The sequence below is a fragment of the Staphylococcus edaphicus genome, assembly GCF_002614725.1.
Lineage (GTDB): Bacteria > Bacillota > Bacilli > Staphylococcales > Staphylococcaceae > Staphylococcus > Staphylococcus edaphicus.
On the sequence record NZ_MRZN01000017.1, the window covers coordinates 1 to 18449 of the forward strand.

General features: G+C 33.3%; 14 protein-coding genes, 6 tRNA genes, 1 rRNA gene and 1 pseudogene. 17 read left to right on the forward strand and 5 right to left on the reverse strand.

Annotated elements, in window-relative coordinates:
- Positions 1–13: 13 nt before the first annotated feature.
- The 11 genes from rrf to glmM all read left to right on the forward strand — a co-directional run bounded on the left by rrf (position 14) and on the right by glmM (position 5079).
- Positions 14–128, forward strand: a 5S ribosomal RNA gene (gene rrf, locus BTJ66_RS09895).
- Positions 129–139: 11 nt separating this feature from the next.
- A tRNA-Asn gene (locus BTJ66_RS09900) sits at positions 140–214 on the forward strand.
- A 4-nt stretch (positions 215–218) separates the two neighbouring features.
- Positions 219–290: transfer RNA gene (locus tag BTJ66_RS09905), tRNA-Glu, on the forward strand.
- 10 nt (positions 291–300) lie between these two features.
- A tRNA-Val gene (locus BTJ66_RS09910) sits at positions 301–376 on the forward strand.
- 18 nt (positions 377–394) lie between these two features.
- A tRNA-Tyr gene (locus BTJ66_RS09915) sits at positions 395–478 on the forward strand.
- A 4-nt stretch (positions 479–482) separates the two neighbouring features.
- Positions 483–557: transfer RNA gene (locus BTJ66_RS09920), tRNA-Gln, on the forward strand.
- Between the two features lie 3 nt (positions 558–560).
- Positions 561–633: transfer RNA gene (locus tag BTJ66_RS09925), tRNA-Lys, on the forward strand.
- A 275-nt stretch (positions 634–908) separates the two neighbouring features.
- Positions 909–1814: an arginase gene (gene rocF / locus BTJ66_RS09930; protein ID WP_099090804.1), complete on the forward strand. Its 906-nt coding sequence runs from the start codon at positions 909–911 to the stop codon at positions 1812–1814.
- Between the two features lie 140 nt (positions 1815–1954).
- Positions 1955–2761 (forward strand): diadenylate cyclase CdaA, encoded by an 807-nt coding sequence (cdaA, locus tag BTJ66_RS09935; protein ID WP_099090805.1) that lies wholly within the window; start codon positions 1955–1957, stop codon positions 2759–2761.
- A gap of 1 nt (position 2762) precedes the next feature.
- Entirely contained in the window at positions 2763–3695 is a 933-nt protein-coding gene (locus tag BTJ66_RS09940) for a CdaR family protein (RefSeq protein ID WP_099090806.1), read from the forward strand.
- Between the two features lie 28 nt (positions 3696–3723).
- Entirely contained in the window at positions 3724–5079 is a 1356-nt protein-coding gene (glmM, locus tag BTJ66_RS09945; protein WP_099090807.1) for a phosphoglucosamine mutase, read from the forward strand.
- Between the two features lie 72 nt (positions 5080–5151).
- On the opposite strand, the gene BTJ66_RS09950 is transcribed toward glmM, so the two are convergent.
- Genes BTJ66_RS09950 through BTJ66_RS09965 form a run of 4 tightly spaced genes read right to left on the reverse strand, consistent with a single transcriptional unit; the run spans position 5152 to position 10295 of the window.
- Positions 5152–6255 carry a mannitol-1-phosphate 5-dehydrogenase gene (locus tag BTJ66_RS09950; RefSeq protein WP_099090808.1) on the reverse strand — a complete coding sequence of 368 codons (1104 nt, stop codon included), beginning with the start codon at positions 6253–6255 and terminating at the stop codon, positions 5152–5154.
- Positions 6255–6689 (reverse strand): PTS mannitol transporter subunit IIA, encoded by a 435-nt coding sequence (locus tag BTJ66_RS09955; RefSeq protein WP_099090809.1) that lies wholly within the window; start codon positions 6687–6689, stop codon positions 6255–6257. Before BTJ66_RS09955 ends, BTJ66_RS09950 begins: the two co-directional genes overlap by 1 nt.
- 5 nt (positions 6690–6694) lie before the next feature.
- The gene (locus BTJ66_RS09960; RefSeq protein ID WP_099090810.1) at positions 6695–8725 is read right to left on the reverse strand and encodes a BglG family transcription antiterminator; all 2031 of its coding nucleotides are present in this window, start codon (positions 8723–8725) and stop codon (positions 6695–6697) included.
- Positions 8726–8765: 40 nt separating this feature from the next.
- A complete protein-coding gene (locus BTJ66_RS09965) occupies positions 8766–10295 on the reverse strand; it encodes a PTS mannitol transporter subunit IIBC (protein WP_099090811.1) in 1530 nt (509 codons plus the stop codon).
- Positions 10296–10959: 664 nt separating this feature from the next.
- Between BTJ66_RS09965 and glmS the strand changes: the two genes are divergently transcribed.
- The 5 genes and pseudogenes from glmS to BTJ66_RS09990 all read left to right on the forward strand — a co-directional run bounded on the left by glmS (position 10960) and on the right by BTJ66_RS09990 (position 16201).
- Complete coding sequence (glmS, locus tag BTJ66_RS09970; protein ID WP_099090812.1) at positions 10960–12765, forward strand: glutamine--fructose-6-phosphate transaminase (isomerizing); 1806 nt, start codon at positions 10960–10962, stop codon at positions 12763–12765.
- 202 nt (positions 12766–12967) lie between these two features.
- A pseudogene (locus BTJ66_RS09975) lies at positions 12968–13951 on the forward strand (BtrH N-terminal domain-containing protein).
- Positions 13952–14071: 120 nt separating this feature from the next.
- Positions 14072–14428 (forward strand): DUF2200 domain-containing protein, encoded by a 357-nt coding sequence (locus tag BTJ66_RS09980; RefSeq protein ID WP_099090813.1) that lies wholly within the window; start codon positions 14072–14074, stop codon positions 14426–14428.
- A 63-nt stretch (positions 14429–14491) separates the two neighbouring features.
- The gene (locus tag BTJ66_RS09985; protein WP_099090814.1) at positions 14492–15277 is read left to right on the forward strand and encodes an ABC transporter ATP-binding protein; all 786 of its coding nucleotides are present in this window, start codon (positions 14492–14494) and stop codon (positions 15275–15277) included.
- A 66-nt stretch (positions 15278–15343) separates the two neighbouring features.
- A complete protein-coding gene (locus tag BTJ66_RS09990; protein ID WP_099090815.1) occupies positions 15344–16201 on the forward strand; it encodes an HAD family hydrolase in 858 nt (285 codons plus the stop codon).
- 179 nt (positions 16202–16380) lie between these two features.
- Here BTJ66_RS09990 and BTJ66_RS09995 read toward each other — a convergent pair whose 3' ends face one another.
- Complete coding sequence (locus tag BTJ66_RS09995; RefSeq protein WP_099090816.1) at positions 16381–17478, reverse strand: hypothetical protein; 1098 nt, start codon at positions 17476–17478, stop codon at positions 16381–16383.
- A gap of 132 nt (positions 17479–17610) precedes the next feature.
- Between BTJ66_RS09995 and BTJ66_RS10000 the strand changes: the two genes are divergently transcribed.
- Positions 17611–18342 carry a metallophosphoesterase family protein gene (locus BTJ66_RS10000; protein ID WP_099090817.1) on the forward strand — a complete coding sequence of 244 codons (732 nt, stop codon included), beginning with the start codon at positions 17611–17613 and terminating at the stop codon, positions 18340–18342.
- The last annotated feature ends 107 nt before the right edge of the window (positions 18343–18449 follow it).

Consider the following 18449-nt stretch of genomic DNA (forward strand, 5'->3'; position numbering starts at 1 on the left):
ATACATTTCATTGTCTGGTGACAATGGCAAGGAGGTCACACCTGTTCCCATGCCGAACACAGAAGTTAAGCTCCTTAGCGCCGATGGTAGTCGGACTTACGTTCCGCAAGAGTAGGACGTTGCCAGGCAATTAAATTATTCCACAGTAGCTCAGTGGTAGAGCTATCGGCTGTTAACCGATCGGTCGTAGGTTCGAGTCCTACCTGTGGAGCCATTATGGCCCCGTGGTCAAGCGGTTAAGACACCGCCCTTTCACGGCGGTAACACGGGTTCGAGTCCCGTCGGGGTCATTACATATTTGGAGAATTAGCTCAGCTGGGAGAGCATCTGCCTTACAAGCAGAGGGTCGGCGGTTCGAACCCGTCATTCTCCACCATTTTTAATTGAATAGCTTGGAGGGGTAGCGAAGTGGCTAAACGCGGCGGACTGTAAATCCGCTCCTTCGGGTTCGGCAGTTCGAATCTGCCCCCCTCCACCATGAATGGGCTATAGCCAAGCGGTAAGGCAATGGACTTTGACTCCATCACGCGCTGGTTCGAATCCAGCTAGCCCAGCCATTAGAGCCATTAGCTCAGTTGGTAGAGCATCTGACTTTTAATCAGAGGGTCAGTGGTTCGAGCCCACTATGGCTCACTTTTTAAACACTTCTCGTATGAGAAGTGTTTTTTTGTTATGAACAAATATTTGCATTTATGAAAATTAAATTAATAATTTTTTCTTTATACATAATTCTAGTCAGAAAATATCTGAATAGTGTAAAACCAGTCAATTTATTGAATGATAAACCAGTAAAGTGGTTTTATATGTAAAATAAAATTCAATCGATGAAAGCGTAACATTAACAAGCTTGAAAACTAAAACGCTTTAGATTATTCTATTAACAAGATAATAACAAAGGGGTTTTATAGATGAATAAAATAGTAGAAATTATAGGGGCACCATCCACATTTGGTCAAAGAAAACTTGGGGTGAATCTTGGGCCAGATGCAATACGTTATGCAGGTATAGTCGAAAGAATTGAGGCAATTGGGTTAAGTGTAAAGGACTCTGGTAACATAAAATTACCAGAAATTGATTTAAAAAAATTCAATTCGGAACAACAAGGTTTACGAAATTTAGAAGAAATCATTGAAACATCAGAGTTATTGAGTCATGCTGTTTCTAATAGTATAGAAAATAATCATTTCCCATTAACGTTAGGTGGGGATCATTCAATAGCGATTGGCTCTATTTCAGGAGTGAGTAAGCACTATGAAAACCTAGGTGTTATTTGGTATGATGCTCATGGAGATTTAAATGTCCCAGAAGAATCACCTTCAGGTAATATACATGGTATGCCTTTGAGAGTACTCGCTGGAGATGGTGACGAAAGGTTAGTCAATATTTCAAATTATGCACCAAAAGTAAAGCCAGAGCATATTGTACTGATTGGTATGAGAGATTTAGATGAAGGCGAACGACGTTATATAAAGGAACATAATATTAAAACATATACGATGGCTGAAGTAGATAGATTTGGTATTAAGCAAGTAATGGAAGAAACATTAGATTATCTAAAAGAGAAAACAGATGGCATTCACCTATCTCTAGATGTTGATGCTTTAGATCCGATTGAGACGCCGGGCACGGGCACAAGAGTATTGGGAGGACTTACATATCGAGAAAGTCATTTTGCTTTAGAAATGCTTCATAATTCCAACTTAGTAACTTCAATGGATTTAGTCGAAGTCAATCCATTGATTGATCATAATAATGATACAGCAGAACAGGCAGTTGGTTTAGTAGGTAGTTTCTTCGGGGAAACTTTATTATAAATATTAGAGGAAAACTGATGTAGAATACTTTTACATCAGTTTTTATTTATTTTGGCTAAAAAATTAAATACTAAATATGACAGTTAGTGTTATGATTGGTATAATAGATAACATGGTAACAGTTAACCGGAGGAGATGTTATGGATTTATCCAACTTTTTTGACGACTGGAGTACAGTTAAAATTATTGCTAGTGTACTTGACTTACTCATAGTATGGTATGTACTTTATCTTCTGATTACAGTTTTTAAAGGTACCAAAGCCATTCAACTATTAAAAGGTATTGTAGTTATAGTGATTGGTCAACAATTGAGTAAAATGCTGAATTTAACAGCAACATCCCGATTATTTGATTTAGTTATTCAATGGGGTGTATTAGCATTGATTGTAATATTCCAGCCAGAAATCAGACGTGCCTTAGAACAACTTGGTCGGGGCAGTTTATTTAAGCGATATTCAACGAATTTAAATAGTGATGAAGGTAAACTCATATCATCTGTATCAAAAGCAGTACAGTATATGGCAAAACGTCGTATTGGTGCTTTAATTGTTTTTGAAAATGAAACAGGATTACAGGATTATATTGAAACAGGTATACCGATGAATTCAGAAATATCACAAGAATTATTAACGAATGTATTTATACCCAATACTCCGTTACACGACGGCGCAATGATTATTCAAGGTAATAAAATTGCAAGTGCAGCGAGTTATTTACCGCTGTCTGATAGTGCAAAAATAGCCAAAAGTTTAGGTACAAGACATAGAGCGGCAGTAGGTATTTCAGAAGTATCAGATGCTTTTACCGTAATTGTTTCTGAAGAAACAGGCTCAATTTCCGTCACTTTTGATGGCAAATTGAGAAAAGATATCTCAAATGAAGCTTTTGAAGAATTATTAGCTGAACATTGGTTTGGCACACACTTTCATCAGAAAGGTGTGAATTAAGATGTTAGAAAGCAAATGGGGTTTAAGATTAATTGCGCTTATGTTAGCAGTTTTATTTTTCCTATCAGCCAATAACATGTTTGGTAATATTTTTGATGCTGATAATTTAAGTCAAAAATCATCAGAAACCATTCAAGATGTACCAGTGCAAGTGAAATATAATAGCAAAGAACTTTATGCAAGTGATGTTCCAAATAAAGTGGATGTAGAAATATCTGGCCCACAATCACAAGTGTTAAAAGCAGAAAATGGGGAAAATATAAGAGCAGTATTGGATCTTAGTGATGAAAAAGCAGGTAAACATACAGCACAATTTCAAGTGAACGGATTAAATAAAGATATTGATTACAAAGTGAAACCTAAAGAAACCACAGTTTCACTTGAAGAAAAAGTAAATAAAACATTTAATGTTGAAGCAGATGTGAGTAATAATGACTTAAACGCTAACTATAAAATAAGTGAACAAAGCGTTTCACCTAACACAGTAAAAGTTACCGGTGGTCAAAATCAACTTGATAAAATTGCTTATTTAAAAGCAACTTATAAAAACAAAAGTAAAGTTTCAAAAGATACCACAGACGTTGCAAAAATCACAGCATTCGATAGAAACTTAAATAAAATTGATGTTTCAATAGATCCTAACGAAGTTAATTTAAGTGTTAAAGTTGAGGATTATAGTAAAAAGGTAAAAGTTAAAACGAAATCTATTGGTTCGCTTTCAAATGGACAAGAAATTCAAAATATTAAATTAGATGATAATGAAGTTGAAATCTATGGTAATAAAAACGATTTAGAAGATATCAATGAAATTACAGCAAATATTAATTTAGATGGAATTTCAGATTCTACAGAGAAAAAAGTTGATTTCGAAGTTCCAGATAAAGTAACGAAAGTTAGTCCAAAAGACACTACTGCAAAAATTACAGTTAAATAGATTTTTTAATAAAGGAGATATATATATAATGGCAAAATATTTTGGTACAGACGGCGTAAGGGGCGTTGCAAACAAAGAATTAACGCCAGAACTTGCGTTTAAGTTAGGACGCTACGGTGGCTATGTTTTAGCGCACAATGAAGGAGAAAAGCATCCTAAAGTACTAGTTGGTAGGGATACACGTGTATCAGGCGAAATGCTAGAATCTGCTTTAATTGCAGGTTTAATTTCAATTGGTGCAGAAGTCATGCGCTTGGGTGTTATTTCTACTCCAGGTGTAGCTTATTTAACTCGAGAAATGGAAGCTGACTTAGGTGTAATGATTTCAGCTTCTCATAATCCAGTGCCTGATAATGGTATTAAATTCTTTGGTTCTGATGGTTTTAAATTATCAGATGATCAAGAACAAGAAATTGAAGTATTATTGGATCAAGAAAATCCCGACTTACCTAGACCAGTTGGTGAAGACATTATACATTACTCAGATTATTTTGAAGGTGCACAAAAATATATTAGTTATTTAAAATCAACTGTAGATGTTGATTTAGAGGGAATGAAAATCGCACTTGATGGTGCTCATGGTTCTACATCATCTCTGGCGCCGTTTTTATTCGGTGATTTAGAAGCTGACACGGTAACAATAGGATGTAATCCAAACGGTTATAATATTAATCAAGATGTAGGCTCTACGCACCCTGAATCGTTAGCTAAAGTGGTTGTAGAATCTGATTGTGATTTTGGGTTAGCCTTTGATGGTGATGGAGATAGGCTCATTGCAATCGATGAAAAAGGTAATATTGTTGATGGAGACCAAATTATGTTTATTATTGGTCAGGCAATGAGCAAGAACCAAGAATTAAATCATAACATGATTGTATCTACAGTCATGAGTAATTTAGGTTTCTATAAAGCACTTGAACATGAAGGTATCCAATCAAACAAAACTAAAGTTGGAGATCGTTATGTCGTTGAAGAGATGAGAAGAGGTAACTATAATTTAGGTGGAGAACAGTCAGGTCATATTGTATTGATGGATTATAATACTACTGGCGATGGTCTACTCACTGGTGTCCAACTCGCAAGTATAATTAAAATGACTGGAAAAAGCTTGAGTCAGCTTACAAGTCAAATGAAAAAATATCCTCAATCATTAGTTAATGTTCGTGTGACTGATAAATATCGTGTTGAAGAGAATATTGATGTACAAGAAATAATGACTAAAGTTGAAGTAGAAATGAATGGTGAGGGTCGTATCTTAGTTAGACCTTCTGGCACAGAGCCACTTGTTCGCGTAATGGTTGAAGCAGCAACAGATGAAGACGCGCAGAGATATGCAAATACAATTGCTGAAGTAGTCCAAGATAAAATGGGACTAGACAAATAATATATTTTAAAATGTAAAAAGCACTGATAGGCTTATTTAAGTCTATCAGTGCTTTATTTTAATTAATAAGGTTTACAAGACGTTATATTCTTTTACAATTTCTGAAGTTAATTGATCATCTGTTTTAGCAAATGCTTTTAAGAAAGCTTCAACGCCATGTTGATGGATGTACTCATTTTTTTCAACGGTTTCTTGGTCATTTGTATCTTCATATTTTAATAATAAAGCTGCAGTTTTAACTAAAGCATCGTGTTTTAGATTATTTTGATATAAATATGATAATGGTTTGATAATTCTATCTTGAGGACCAATCTTACGTAATGTGCCACGTCCAACCCGTGTTACTTCATCTGATAAATTTGGGTTTTTGAAACGATCAATAATTTTATCAACATATTGTGCTTGTTCACTTTCTGTAAAATCAAATTGTGTGGTAATGTATTGACTTGTTTCTTTTAAAACATTTTCTAAACCATGTCTAATATTGGCATCATTAACAGCATCTAATACTGTTGGTTGACCATAATACCTTCCTGCATATGCAAGGTAAGCGTGACCAGTGTTAACTGTAAGCAGTTTACGTTCAATGTATGGCGTTAAATTCTCAACATATTTTATGTGATTTAATTCAGGGCCGAACCAAGCATCTTTTTCGATTACCCATTCATAAAATGGTTCAACTACAACATCCAAAAGATTTTCATTTGTTTGCATAGGTACAATACGATCGACGGCAGAATTAGCAAAGTGTATATGATCACCTAATGGACCAGTAATATCTAATATTGCATTTTTCAATGTGTTAGTTGCCATTATTGCATTTTCACAAGCTACAATATTAACGGGTTTTTCTTTTTCTTTTAAATAAGATGCAAATGATTTTGCAATAATAGGTAAGATGTTGACACCTACAGCAGTTGTAATTAAATCTGCTTCTAATACAGCTTGTTTTAGGCTTTCAGATGGACCACCTGAATTAATTGCATCGACATTATGCACACGTGTCGTTGTTTTCGATTCATCAGCTAAAATGACATCATATTGCTGTTGTTCGTCTAAAGCATTTATTATATCTGCGTTTACATCTGCAAAAGTAACTTTCACATCGTTATCTGCTAGAATATAACCGATAAAGCCACGTCCGATATTACCTGCGCCAAAGTGTAATGCTTTCATTATGCTTCAGCCTCCTCAAAGACTTGTTTAATTTCTTCTGCAGAAGAAGCATTAATAATGCGTTCGACATTTTCTTCTTCACTAAATGTAATTGCAATTTTAGAAAGTAAATCTAAATGTTCGCCATCTTTTCCGGCAATACCTACAACGACTTTAACCTCTTCTCCTTCCCAATCAACACCATCAGGAATTTGAATTAACGTTAAGCCAGATTTTAAGACACTTGTTTTTGCGTCATCCGTACCGTGTGGAATAGCTAAAGCATTCCCCATAAATGTAGATACTAGTTGTTCACGGTCTTTCATTGCTTGGATATAATCTTCTGTAACTGCACCGCTAGATACTAGGGCGTTACCTGCTTTTTCAATTGCTTCATTTTGATCCTTAATAGATTGGTTAATAAAAATGTTTTCATTACTAAATAATTCACTCATGTTCTTCACTCCGTATTTAATAGATTTTGTAATTGTATAAGATAACTTTGTTTCAATAAGTCTTGAAGTTGTTCGGGTTTTTCCATAAATCCGTCAATATTATCAAGGTGTTCTACCAATTTTCCAGATATATCACTAACCAATTGAGACATAATATCATCTGGTGGTACAAACATATTTAATAAATATGTCACGGTTTGATTGTCATTTTGATTACTTTTAAGCACGATAGGCTCATTTAAAATCGTTATAAGAATGAAAGGTTTTTTGATAATTTCATTTTTCAAATGAGGTATAGCGATAGGGTAGGGTTCTAAAACAAACCCTTGTCTATCCATGTGTTGCTTAATAAGATCAGCGAATGACGTACCATCCGTAATAATTTGATGAGATATTAATGTTGATGTTAAGTAATTAGTCAAATCTGAAACTGCTGTGTAGTCAATATTTACTGAGTCGATTATCTCTAATCCTTTTCTAATATAGTTCAGCTTATCATCTGGATTTAAAATATTTTGATCTGTTTGTTGAATTGGTTGATACTTCAGTTGATGTTGCTGAGTATTTAAGAAAGCAGCAACATGATTGATATCTGAATCAGGTAGTAGAGGATTTACCGTAATATACGGTGTTGCTATATCAATATCTACAGTAGAAATAATGGCATCAAATTGGGAGGTATCCATTTCTTTTAGGTCTCCAACTGATGCTTGTGTTGTTTTTTGAATTTCACTAAAAGTCTGTTGAAGTCGAGTAGCCAGTAATCGGCTTGTACCAATACCACTACTACAGACCACAAGGACATTGTATAAGTGAGCACCTTGGCTTTGAATTGCACCTCCGAAGTGTAATACGATAAATGCTATTTCACTATCCGGAAATGAAAAATTTGGCCAATTTTGAAGTAAGGCCCGATGGACACTTTCAAATAATCTAGGGTATTTGTGTTTTATCATTTCAGTTAAAGGATTATATGTTTCAATGTTGGCATTTAATCTATTAATAGCTGGAATAATATGCAATTTTAAACCTTCGCTTAATGTTTCGGTATCTTTAAACGTTTGCTGTGAAAAATGGGTTACGGATTGTATGAATTTTTCTATTTTTGATTCATCTTTACTGTCTTTAATTGCTTCTACAGAATCTTTACGTTTAGCACCTCGAAGATGAATCGTAATAAACGTAACTTCCGCTGGATTAAACTGAACACCATATATATGTTCGAGATGCAGTGCCAAGGCTTGAGCTATTTCGTGTTCAAAGGAATATTTGACACTTTGATAAATATCATTATTTAATGCGACATACTGGCCATTTAACATTCGGTCGATACTTAAGACAATATGCACGGTTAGCGTTAAATAACTTGATTCGGTCAATGAGTAAGGCAATTGGCCAAGATGATCCATCAAAATTCGTTCGATTTGGAAAATCTTATCCATATCGACCATGGCTAATTGAGATTGATTAATAGATTGATATACGAAATGATTTTCAATAACAGAATAAACACTAGTACTGTTAAGGTTATTGACCATTAATTGACTTAATAACTCACGTTTTTTAGATTCAGCACCAAGCAATTGAATACCTTCACCGCGTTTTTTCTTTAAACGTAATTGATATAAATCAAGTTCAGACTCAAGTTCATCTAAAAGTTTTGTTAATGTTTGATTTGAAACCCCAATTTCTTGTGCTAAACCATATTGTTTAATAGGGGTGTTAGCCTGAATTAATGCATATAAAATAATTACTTTTTGTTCCTCTTGGGATAAATCTATCGTATTTTCATGTAATAATGCGTGTTTCAATGATGATAATGCAGCTTCACTCGTATTGAGTTGAATGCCTTTCTTTGTGACACGGTCGAGAACAATTTCGAAATGAGATAAAAAAGCTTCAATCGATTTTAATTCTCTATGAATAGTACGAGAGGATACAGCCAAGTTTTGAGCAATGTCATAAATCGTGACATATTGACCGTGATATTTAATTAACATTTCGATAATTTCTTTTTCACGTGTACTCAAAAACATAGCCATACCCTCCAGTATTGTCCTATATAGTGATTATTTATTATTTAAGATTTTCAAGTAATTCATCATATCTTGGAGAGTTTAAGAAATTATCTACAGAGATATGGATTGCATTTGGAACTTGTTTAATTGCTCTGTCAGTAAGTTTCTTCTGAGTGATAACAAGTTGTGCATCGCTAGGTAATTGATTGATTGCAGTATTAGTCACATCTACATCTTGAATACCTGCTTTTTTGAATTTATTACGTAACATGCTTGCACCCATAGCACTTGAACCCATACCAGCGTCACATGCAAATATAACATGATTAACTTTGCTATAGTCGTGTGCATCTACATTTTCAGTATCATAATTATCTAATAGTTCGTCCTCAGATTGGGCTTCATCATTATCTGAAGTAGAAGCCGTAGCACCAGTTGTTGAAACCTTACTACTATCTTCATTCCCTTTTAACTTAGAAGATACACTTGATTTTTTCCCTTTTGAAGCTTCCATTTTTTCAGTAGCAGCTTCTAGGTCTTCTTCTGGCTCTTTTGTGAACTTCAAAATAAGCGCCGCAACAACAAATGAAACAATGGCAGCTAATAAAACACCGAGAACCATGTGTAAGAATTCACCCTTAGGTGCGTTTAACATGTATACGATGAATGAGCCAGGTGAGGCAGGGCTCTTGAAACCGAAATCAACTAATGAATAAGTTGCAACGCCAGTCATTCCACCTAAGATAACAGCAATGAATAATAAAGGACGCATTAATACGTATGGGAAATAAATTTCGTGTATCCCACCTAAGAAATGAATAATACCTGCACCATAAGATGTTGCTTTAGCTGTCCCTTTACCAAAAATCATATAAGCAACTAAAATACCTAAACCAGGTCCAGGATTAGATTCAATTGTGTATAAAATAGATTGTCCTGCAGTAGCTGCTTGATCTGCACCAAGTGGTGTAAATACACCATGATTAATTGCATTATTTAAAAATACTATTTTAGCAGGTTCTACAATAATACTTACTAATGGAAGTAAATGTGCATGCACTAATGCTTCAACAGCGATTGATAAAATGTGCATTATAAATTGCATAATTGGTGCTAAGATTTTAAATCCTACAATTGTCATGATAAATCCTAAGATACCAGCTGAGAAGTTATTGAACAACATCTCAAAACCTTGTGGTGTTCTAGGTTGAATAAATTCATCTGTTTTTTTCATTAACCAACCAACCAGTGGCCCCATAATCATAGCACCAAGTAACATTGGTGTTTCAGGTAATGCTACGATAACACCCATAGTTGCAACAGCAGCAATAATACCGCCGCGCATTTCATGTATTAGGCGACCACCGCTATATGCAATTAGCAAAGGAATTAAGTATGAAATCATTGGCCCAGCTAATTCACTTAAATCTTTATTAGGCCACCAACCGCCGTCGATAAATATGGCAGCGATAAAGCCCCATGCGATAAATGCGCCAATATTCGGCATTATCATACTACTTAAAAATGACCCGAAAGATTGAACTTTACGTCCCAGCCCATTGTTTTCATTAGTTTCTGTTTGTGACATAGTATTGCACCTCTTTTTCTTTTTTATTTATAACTTAATTGTAGTGGTGCATTATTGAATAAACAATATAAAGTAATTTCAAATTTGGCACAGTGTTTTTGACAATTTTGAGAATATATAATGGTGCATCATAAAGATAATCATACTTAGGATAATTAGTTTGATATTTATAAGTCACTTTGTAAATTTATTGTTAATAAAATATTTGCATTCAGTGTTAAGGACATTGTACAATTAACAGTATTGAAAGAAAGGAGGACAGTTTAAGCAAAAGTTCAATTAAAGCGCCTGTACAAGTGAAGAGGTTATGTGTTAGTAATTTAAGGTTTATAACAGAAATCTTAATAGACATCATTATCGAAGCTTGTAGACGAGGAGGATAGTTATCGAACCATCGGCGGATGCTATCCCGGATGTGGCTCATTCGTAAGCTTATTAAGGAAAACATTAGGGTAACCTGGTGCACAAAGTTAATAAGATAGCCAAAACTAAATATAAAGAATATAAGGTGAATGAGATAACCATTGCTATCAAGAGATTTTCAATTTCTATAGAATGAATATAGGGATAAGTCTGTCTATGATGGTTTATATTAAATTGAACAGGTTCGAATTCGCTAGAAGTTCAATTATCTCTTCATCATTAAACTGGAGGAAAATTTAAAATGTGTGGAATTGTTGGATATATTGGGCATGATAATGCCAAAGAATTATTATTAAAAGGTTTAGAAAAATTAGAATATAGAGGTTATGACTCTGCTGGGGTAGCGGTAGTAAATGATGAAGGTACGTCTGTATTTAAAGCAAAAGGCCGTATCGCAGAATTAAGAAAAGTTGCAGATAGCGAAGCTACAGACGGTACTGTTGGGATTGGTCATACGCGTTGGGCGACGCATGGCGTACCTAACTATGAAAATTCACATCCGCATCAATCAACGACGGAGCGTTTTACGTTAGTTCACAATGGTGTTATTGAAAATTATGAAGAGTTAAGAAACGAATATTTATCAGATGTTTCATTTATTTCTGAAACAGATACAGAAGTCATTGTACAACTTGTTGAATATTTTTCTAATAAAGGTCTTAATACAGAAGAAGCATTTACAAAAGTTGTGTCATTATTAGATGGATCATATGCTTTAGGGCTAACTGATAACGAAGATAAAGATACTATTTATGTAGCAAAAAATAAATCACCATTATTAATTGGTGTTGGCGATGATTTTAACGTTATTGCTTCAGATGCCATAGCTATGTTACAAGTTACAAATCGCTATAAAGAAATACATGACCACGAGATTGTTATTGTTAAACGTGAAGAAGTGATTATCAAAGATCAAGAGGGTCAAGTTCAGGAAAGAGAAGCCTATACAGCACAGATTGATGCGGCTGATGCTGAAAAAGGTGTTTATGATCACTATATGTTAAAAGAAATACATGAACAACCAGCCGTTATGCGTCGTATTATTCAAGAATACCAAGATGAAGATGGTAACTTAAAAATGGATCCAGAAGTCGTTAAAGATGTTGCAGAAGCGGATCGTATTTATATTATTGCAGCAGGTACAAGCTATCATGCTGGTTTAGTTGGTAAAGAATTTATTGAAAAGTGGGCAGGCGTACCAACGGAAGTACATGTTTCTTCTGAGTTTGTGTATAATACGCCTTTACTTTCTGAAAAGCCATTATTTATCTATATTTCTCAATCAGGTGAAACAGCAGATAGTCGTGCCGTTCTTGTTGAAACAAACCGTTTAGGCCACAAGTCATTAACAATTACGAATGTAGCTGGTTCAACATTATCACGCGAATCTAATCATACTTTATTGCTACATGCCGGTCCTGAAATCGCAGTTGCTTCTACTAAAGCCTATACAGCACAAATCGCAGTATTATCCATATTGTCACAAATTGTTGCCAAAGAGCACGGTAGAGATGTAGATGTAAGTTTATTACGTGAATTAGCAAAAGTAACAACTGCAATTGAATCAATTGTTGATGATGCAGATATTATGGAACAAATCGCTACAGATTTCTTAAGAACAACAAGAAATGCTTTCTTCATAGGACGTACTGGAGATTATAATGTAAGTTTAGAAGGCGCATTGAAACTTAAAGAAATTTCTTATATCCAAGCAGAAGGATTTGCTGGTGGCGAATTAAAACATGGTACGATTGCATTAATTGAAGAAGGTACACCAATTATTGCACTCGCTACGCAAGAAAAAGTAAATTTATCTATTCGTGGTAACGTAAAAGAAGTTGTTGCACGTGGCGCGAACCCATGTATTATTTCAATGGATGGCTTGAATAAAGATGGAGATTCATACGTCATTCCACATGTTCATGAACTGTTAACACCATTAGTTTCTGTAGTTGCATTACAATTAATTTCATACTATGCTGCATTACACAGAGACTTAGATGTGGATAAACCACGTAACTTAGCTAAATCAGTAACAGTTGAATAAATGTATAATTTAGATTGAGCTGAGACATTTTGATGTCTCAGCTTTTTATTTATAATTTTTAGTGATTGATAAGTTTCAAAGAACAACTTTATTTATGAATCTTTTTAATAAAAAAATGTTACATTCAAAGAAGTTATAATAAACAATTGGGAGAATCTATTTCATTAGTAAAGAAATCATACATAGAAGGGAAAACAAAATGATGGATAGTGAATTTAATTATTTTTATGGCGACCATTGTGAAACTACAGCGACTGGTACATTATTAAAGCATATTGGAATAGAGTTATCCGAACCGATGCTATTTGGTATCGGAGAAGGACTTGGATATATTTATTGGGATATGAAAAACATGGCTTTTCCATTTCTCGGTGGACGTATTAAACCAGATTATTTAACGAATAATATTGTGAAAAATTTGAATTTAGAAATTTTTTTAGAAGAAACTACATCCGTTAAAAAAGCTTGGAAAAATGTCGAAAAATCGCTAGATAATGGGCACCCAGTTGGTTTAAAATTAGACAGTTATTATTTAGATTATTTTTCGAGTAAAGTTCATTTTGCAGGGCATTATGTAGCTATGTATGGTTATGATGACACCTATGCCTATTTGTTTGATACAAAGCAACAGGGCAGTGTTGTAAAGGCGACGTTAGAACACTTAGCACAAGCTAGAAATGCTAAAGGACCGATGTCATCTAAAAATCTTTCTTACACGATTAAACAAAGCCAATCTTTACCAGACTTGAAAGAAGTCATAGTAAAAGCTATACATAAGAATGCACAAGATTATTTAAATCCGCCAATTAAAAATATAGGATATAAAGGTATAAAGAAAACAAGTGATAAAATACAAACATGGTTCGAAAGAAGTTCAAACATTCAAAATGATTTATTACTTACTGCCAATTTAATGGAAAACGGCGGGACTGGTGGTGCATTGTTTAGAAAAATGTAGCTATCCTTTCTTGAAGAAGCTAAATTATTAATCAAAGATAGTGCATTAGACAGAGCATACCAGCTATTTTCAGAAATAGTTATTTTGTGGGATGAAGTGATAAAATTAATTAAATTTGCTGGAGAAACACAAGATAAAGCTTATTTAAAAAAAGCTTCAGACATACTCGTTGATTTATCAGACAAAGAACACACTGCGATGAAGCGACTACTAGAAATAAAAAATTAAGACCATTAGCGCTGTAATTTTTTATTTACCAGGAAAGTGATATATTTTCAACAATATAGAAAATTTAATGTGCTAAGTAGAACAATTACATTTAAAAATTAAGGAAAGGTGTATAAAATAATGACAAAACCCAAAATTTATACTATAGCTTTTGGAAAGGTTTATGATTTATTAATAAAAAAAGTGGAAAAAAAGCATAGATCAAAGGAAGAAGTGGATAAAATTATAAAATGGATGACAGGTTATTCACAGTCAGAGCTTAACGATAAAGTTGAAGATGGTACCGATTATGAAACTTTTATTAATGAAGCTCCTAACTTAAACCCAGATAGAACAAAGATAACAGGTATGATCTGTGGTGTTCGTGTTGAGGATATGGATGCATCCATAATGAAAGAAATTAGGTATTTAGATAAAATGGTAGATGAATTAGCTAAAGGCCAAGTATTGGAAAAAATATTTAGACAAAAATTATAGCACTTAAATGACTTTGGAATAACAAGGTTATAAAAGTACGTGTCATCGGAAAAGGGGAAAAATATGTTAATTGATTTGAAAAATATTTCACGAAGAAAACAAGGTAAAGAAATAATTGAAAATGTAAGTTGGCGAATTAATGAAGGGGAAAAATGGATGCTCTATGGTTTGAATGGTGCTGGTAAGACCACTTTACTTAACATATTAAATGCTTATGAACCTAATACATCGGGAACGATGACACTATTTGGTATGCAACCAGGAAAAATAGGGTATTCTGCAGAAACGGTCAGAGATCATATTGGCTTTGTTTCAAACAGTTTAATGGATCGCTTTCAAGATGGGGAAACAGTGAGAGATGTTGTTATTAGCGGTATATTTAAATCTATAGGTATATTTAAAAAAATTGAGCCACAGCATATTGAATTAGCTCAACACTATTTACAGCAAATGGGGATGCATGAATTTGAAACACAATATTTTGGTTATTTATCTACAGGAGAACGTCAAAAAGTACTTATAGCACGTGCATTAATGGGTAATCCTAAATTACTTATTTTAGATGAACCAGCATCCGGTTTAGATTTTATATCGCGAGAAGATTTATTACAATCATTAGAAAAATTATACCAACAATATCCTAAATTAGCTGTTATATATGTGACACACTTTATTGAAGAAATTACTACTGATATACAAAAAGGTTTTTTACTGAAAAAAGGTAAGAATTATAAACAAGGTGACATTCAACATATATTGAAAAGCGATATAATGAGTGACTTTTTCAATAGAAGCGTGCAGGTATTATATCAAAACCAACGCTACGCGCTATTTATGAACCATGGGTAAATTGCACAATTTCTTAGATAATGCCATAATTTAATATAATAATACGTGATGGAGGATTATAGAAAAATGAATAAGGTAAAAGCAATATTTTTAGATATGGATGGAACAATTTTACATAAAGATAATCGTGTTGACCTAGAAACTACTGAGGTTATTCAACAATTAAGAGAAAAAGGATTTAAAGTATTTCTAGCAACAGGTCGAGCACATAATGAAATACATTATCTGGTTCCTAAAACATTTGCAGTCGATGGGATTATTAGTTCAAACGGTACATTAGGAATGGTAGAGAATAGCGTCATATTTCAGCACAGTTTGTCATATCATACTGTAATTGATATTGTAAAACGCGCGCAACAACAGGAGATTTATTATGAGGTATTTCCCTTTGATAGTAACCGTATTGTTTTACAAGAAGATCAAGAATGGGCAAAAGCATTATTCAAATCAGAAACGCCACCTGATGAAGTTGGTGTTTCCGAGTGGTCTTCCCGTAAATCATCGCTTATAGATAAAGTAGATTGGAAAACAAGCATACCTGATAAAGCATTTTCAAAAATCTATTTATTTTCACCGGATATTGAAAAAATCACAAACTTTAGAAATAAATTATTAGAAGATCAGCATGATTTGCAGATTAGTGTTTCTAATTCTTCACGCTGTAATGCAGAAACGATGGCATATAAGATTGATAAGGGCACAGGCATTAAAGAAATGATAGAGTACTTTGAAATTTCGCAACAAGAAACTCTAGTTATTGGAGATAGTGACAATGATAGAGCAATGTTTGCATTTGGGCACCACACGGTTGCTATGAAGAATGCAAGACCTGAAATTCAAGCTTTAGCTAAAGAAGTGACCGATTATACAAATGAAGACAACGGGGCAGCACGTTATTTAAAAGCACAATTCTTGAATGATTAAAAATGGGAACGATGAGAAGTATAATTTAACAAATAATTTCGTATTCGCAGAAGCCAAAGATGACAAAGTAAAAAGATAGTAGCTTTTTGCTTACTAGAACCAATATAAATAAAAGCGTCCGAGACATCAATAAATGCCTCGGACGCTTTGTGTTTATATGATTTTATTCACAAAATATATTACTTTTCCTTGTTGTTTAAGTTGTTTTTTAAATCTGTAGTTTCATCTTTGACTTTATCTTGCAATTCCTCTGATTTGTCAGTGACGTTCGAAGTTGTTTTTTCTGTTGTGTTTGAGACACTGCTGTTTACTTTTGATTTTTGGCTTGATAGTGTAGCACTGTTATTTCGTTTAGATTTTTTAGAGCTACTTGATTCTATTCTTTCGCCATTACGATTATAGTATTGAATGATTGCTAAAATATTTGTGTAGTAGATGATTAATCTAACAATGATGACAATCACAATTACGATGTACGTAATGACTGTAGCAATTGTTTGTGACATGCTACCAGTAAATATTGAAACCAATTGACTAATTGGATTTGCGAGCAAGATTACAAGTAAATTCAATAATAGTAAACCGAGATAGAATTTGAACCATGTTTTCTTACCATTTTTAATGCCTTTAAATCCTTGTTTTACTGAAGACCATGCACCATTACTAGGTTCTTTAACAAATGCTAATGTATAGTTTATTGTAATAATAGCAAAGAACCAGTATATGAATGATTGGATAAATAAAATAAGTGTTGCAGCGATAATTTGATAAGTAAGTGAAAATCCAAGTGCGTGGTCAGAACTACTTAATGACCCTTGCAACGCTGAGAATAATTGAACTACTCCTAAATTAAGTACTTTTGAAACTACTAGATTTATTAAAATCGCTAAAATAACAAATATTAAAGTTATTAAAGACAATTTTAAGCCTTTCAAATATCTACCTTTTTTAAAAGTAGAAAGTAAATCTTTGAAATTCACCTTGTCTTTATTTATAGCTTTGTCTATAGTGTAGATAGTTCCAGCAATTAATGGGTAACCTATAAATATAAATACGATTAATGGTATAAGCAATGCAAGTACAAGTGAGAATATTGCACCACCGATAGGTTGTTGCATAGCCATTGACATTAACATTTTATAAATAGCAGGTTGAACTGGCATAAATGTTAGAACGGTTAAAGCAAATAATATTATAAAACTTACAATTGTGAACATTAAAATTTTAGCATTTTGGGGTTTGGCATGATTTAATGCTAATTTATGAAATTTAAACAAATTTTAAGCACTCCTTTTTAGTGATAAACATACGATATCAAAAATTTGAGGATTTTAAAATTAATAGGTACAAAAATAGCAATAAAATGTTAAAATGTCCTAATGAGTAAAAAGTTGAAAGGAGATATCATCATGAAATTTGCAATAATTACTGATGTTCATGGCAATTTTGATGCATTAGAAACTGTTTTGGATGATATTGATAGACGAGAAGATATCAATAAAATATTTAACCTTGGTGATAATATTGGGGTTGGGCATGAAACGAATAAAGTACTAGATGAAATTTTTGATAGAGATGATATGGAAATCATTGCAGGTAATCATGATGAAGCGGTGATGTCAATTGTAAATGATACGCCTTATCCTGCAGACTTAAAAGACAAATTTTATGAACATCATCAATGGATTGAAAGTCATTTAGATGAAGACTATTACGATAGACTAAATGCGTTGCCACGCGTAATTGAAAAAACATTTAATCATAAAAAAGTATTGTTCATACATTATGAAATACCGAATGATCAATTAACTACGCCAATTGACGGCCAACCTTTTAGTCCAATTGTTGAACCAAGTGAAGAGAACATAAAAGCATTGTTTGAAGACAAACAAGCAGATTTAATTGTATTTGGCCACAATCACACGGTTCACTTATATGATGATAAATCTACGGTTTATTTTAATCCTGGCTCAGTAGGTCTTAATAATGGCGCCTATGCAGTTTATGGTATTGTGACTATAGATGAGAATGAATTTTCAATTGAGCGTGTGAAAATACCATATGACAATGAAGAATTTATTAGAGGATTTGACGAAAAGCAAGTTCCAGCTAAAGCACTCATTTTTGATAAATTTATATAAATTTATGATTTAGACTAAGGACAATAATGTCTGATTTGTAGAGATTTAGTTAAAGTTATTCAGAAGATGATATACTATGATTATCAGTCAGATTATAATAACGTGTC

What these genes read in the sequence shown, in the direction of transcription:
- rocF (WP_099090804.1), top strand. Translation starts at nt 909, where the DNA reads ATGAATAAAATAGTAGAAATTATAGGGGCACCATCCACATTTGGTCAA.
- cdaA (WP_099090805.1), top strand. Translation starts at nt 1,955, where the DNA reads ATGGATTTATCCAACTTTTTTGACGACTGGAGTACAGTTAAAATTATT.
- BTJ66_RS09940 (WP_099090806.1), top strand. Translation starts at nt 2,763, where the DNA reads ATGTTAGAAAGCAAATGGGGTTTAAGATTAATTGCGCTTATGTTAGCA.
- glmM (WP_099090807.1), top strand. Translation starts at nt 3,724, where the DNA reads ATGGCAAAATATTTTGGTACAGACGGCGTAAGGGGCGTTGCAAACAAA.
- BTJ66_RS09950 (WP_099090808.1), bottom strand. Translation starts at nt 6,255, where the DNA reads ATGAAAGCATTACACTTTGGCGCAGGTAATATCGGACGTGGCTTTATC.
- BTJ66_RS09955 (WP_099090809.1), bottom strand. Translation starts at nt 6,689, where the DNA reads ATGAGTGAATTATTTAGTAATGAAAACATTTTTATTAACCAATCTATT.
- BTJ66_RS09960 (WP_099090810.1), bottom strand. Translation starts at nt 8,725, where the DNA reads ATGTTTTTGAGTACACGTGAAAAAGAAATTATCGAAATGTTAATTAAA.
- BTJ66_RS09965 (WP_099090811.1), bottom strand. Translation starts at nt 10,295, where the DNA reads ATGTCACAAACAGAAACTAATGAAAACAATGGGCTGGGACGTAAAGTT.
- glmS (WP_099090812.1), top strand. Translation starts at nt 10,960, where the DNA reads ATGTGTGGAATTGTTGGATATATTGGGCATGATAATGCCAAAGAATTA.
- BTJ66_RS09980 (WP_099090813.1), top strand. Translation starts at nt 14,072, where the DNA reads ATGACAAAACCCAAAATTTATACTATAGCTTTTGGAAAGGTTTATGAT.
- BTJ66_RS09985 (WP_099090814.1), top strand. Translation starts at nt 14,492, where the DNA reads ATGTTAATTGATTTGAAAAATATTTCACGAAGAAAACAAGGTAAAGAA.
- BTJ66_RS09990 (WP_099090815.1), top strand. Translation starts at nt 15,344, where the DNA reads ATGAATAAGGTAAAAGCAATATTTTTAGATATGGATGGAACAATTTTA.
- BTJ66_RS10000 (WP_099090817.1), top strand. Translation starts at nt 17,611, where the DNA reads ATGAAATTTGCAATAATTACTGATGTTCATGGCAATTTTGATGCATTA.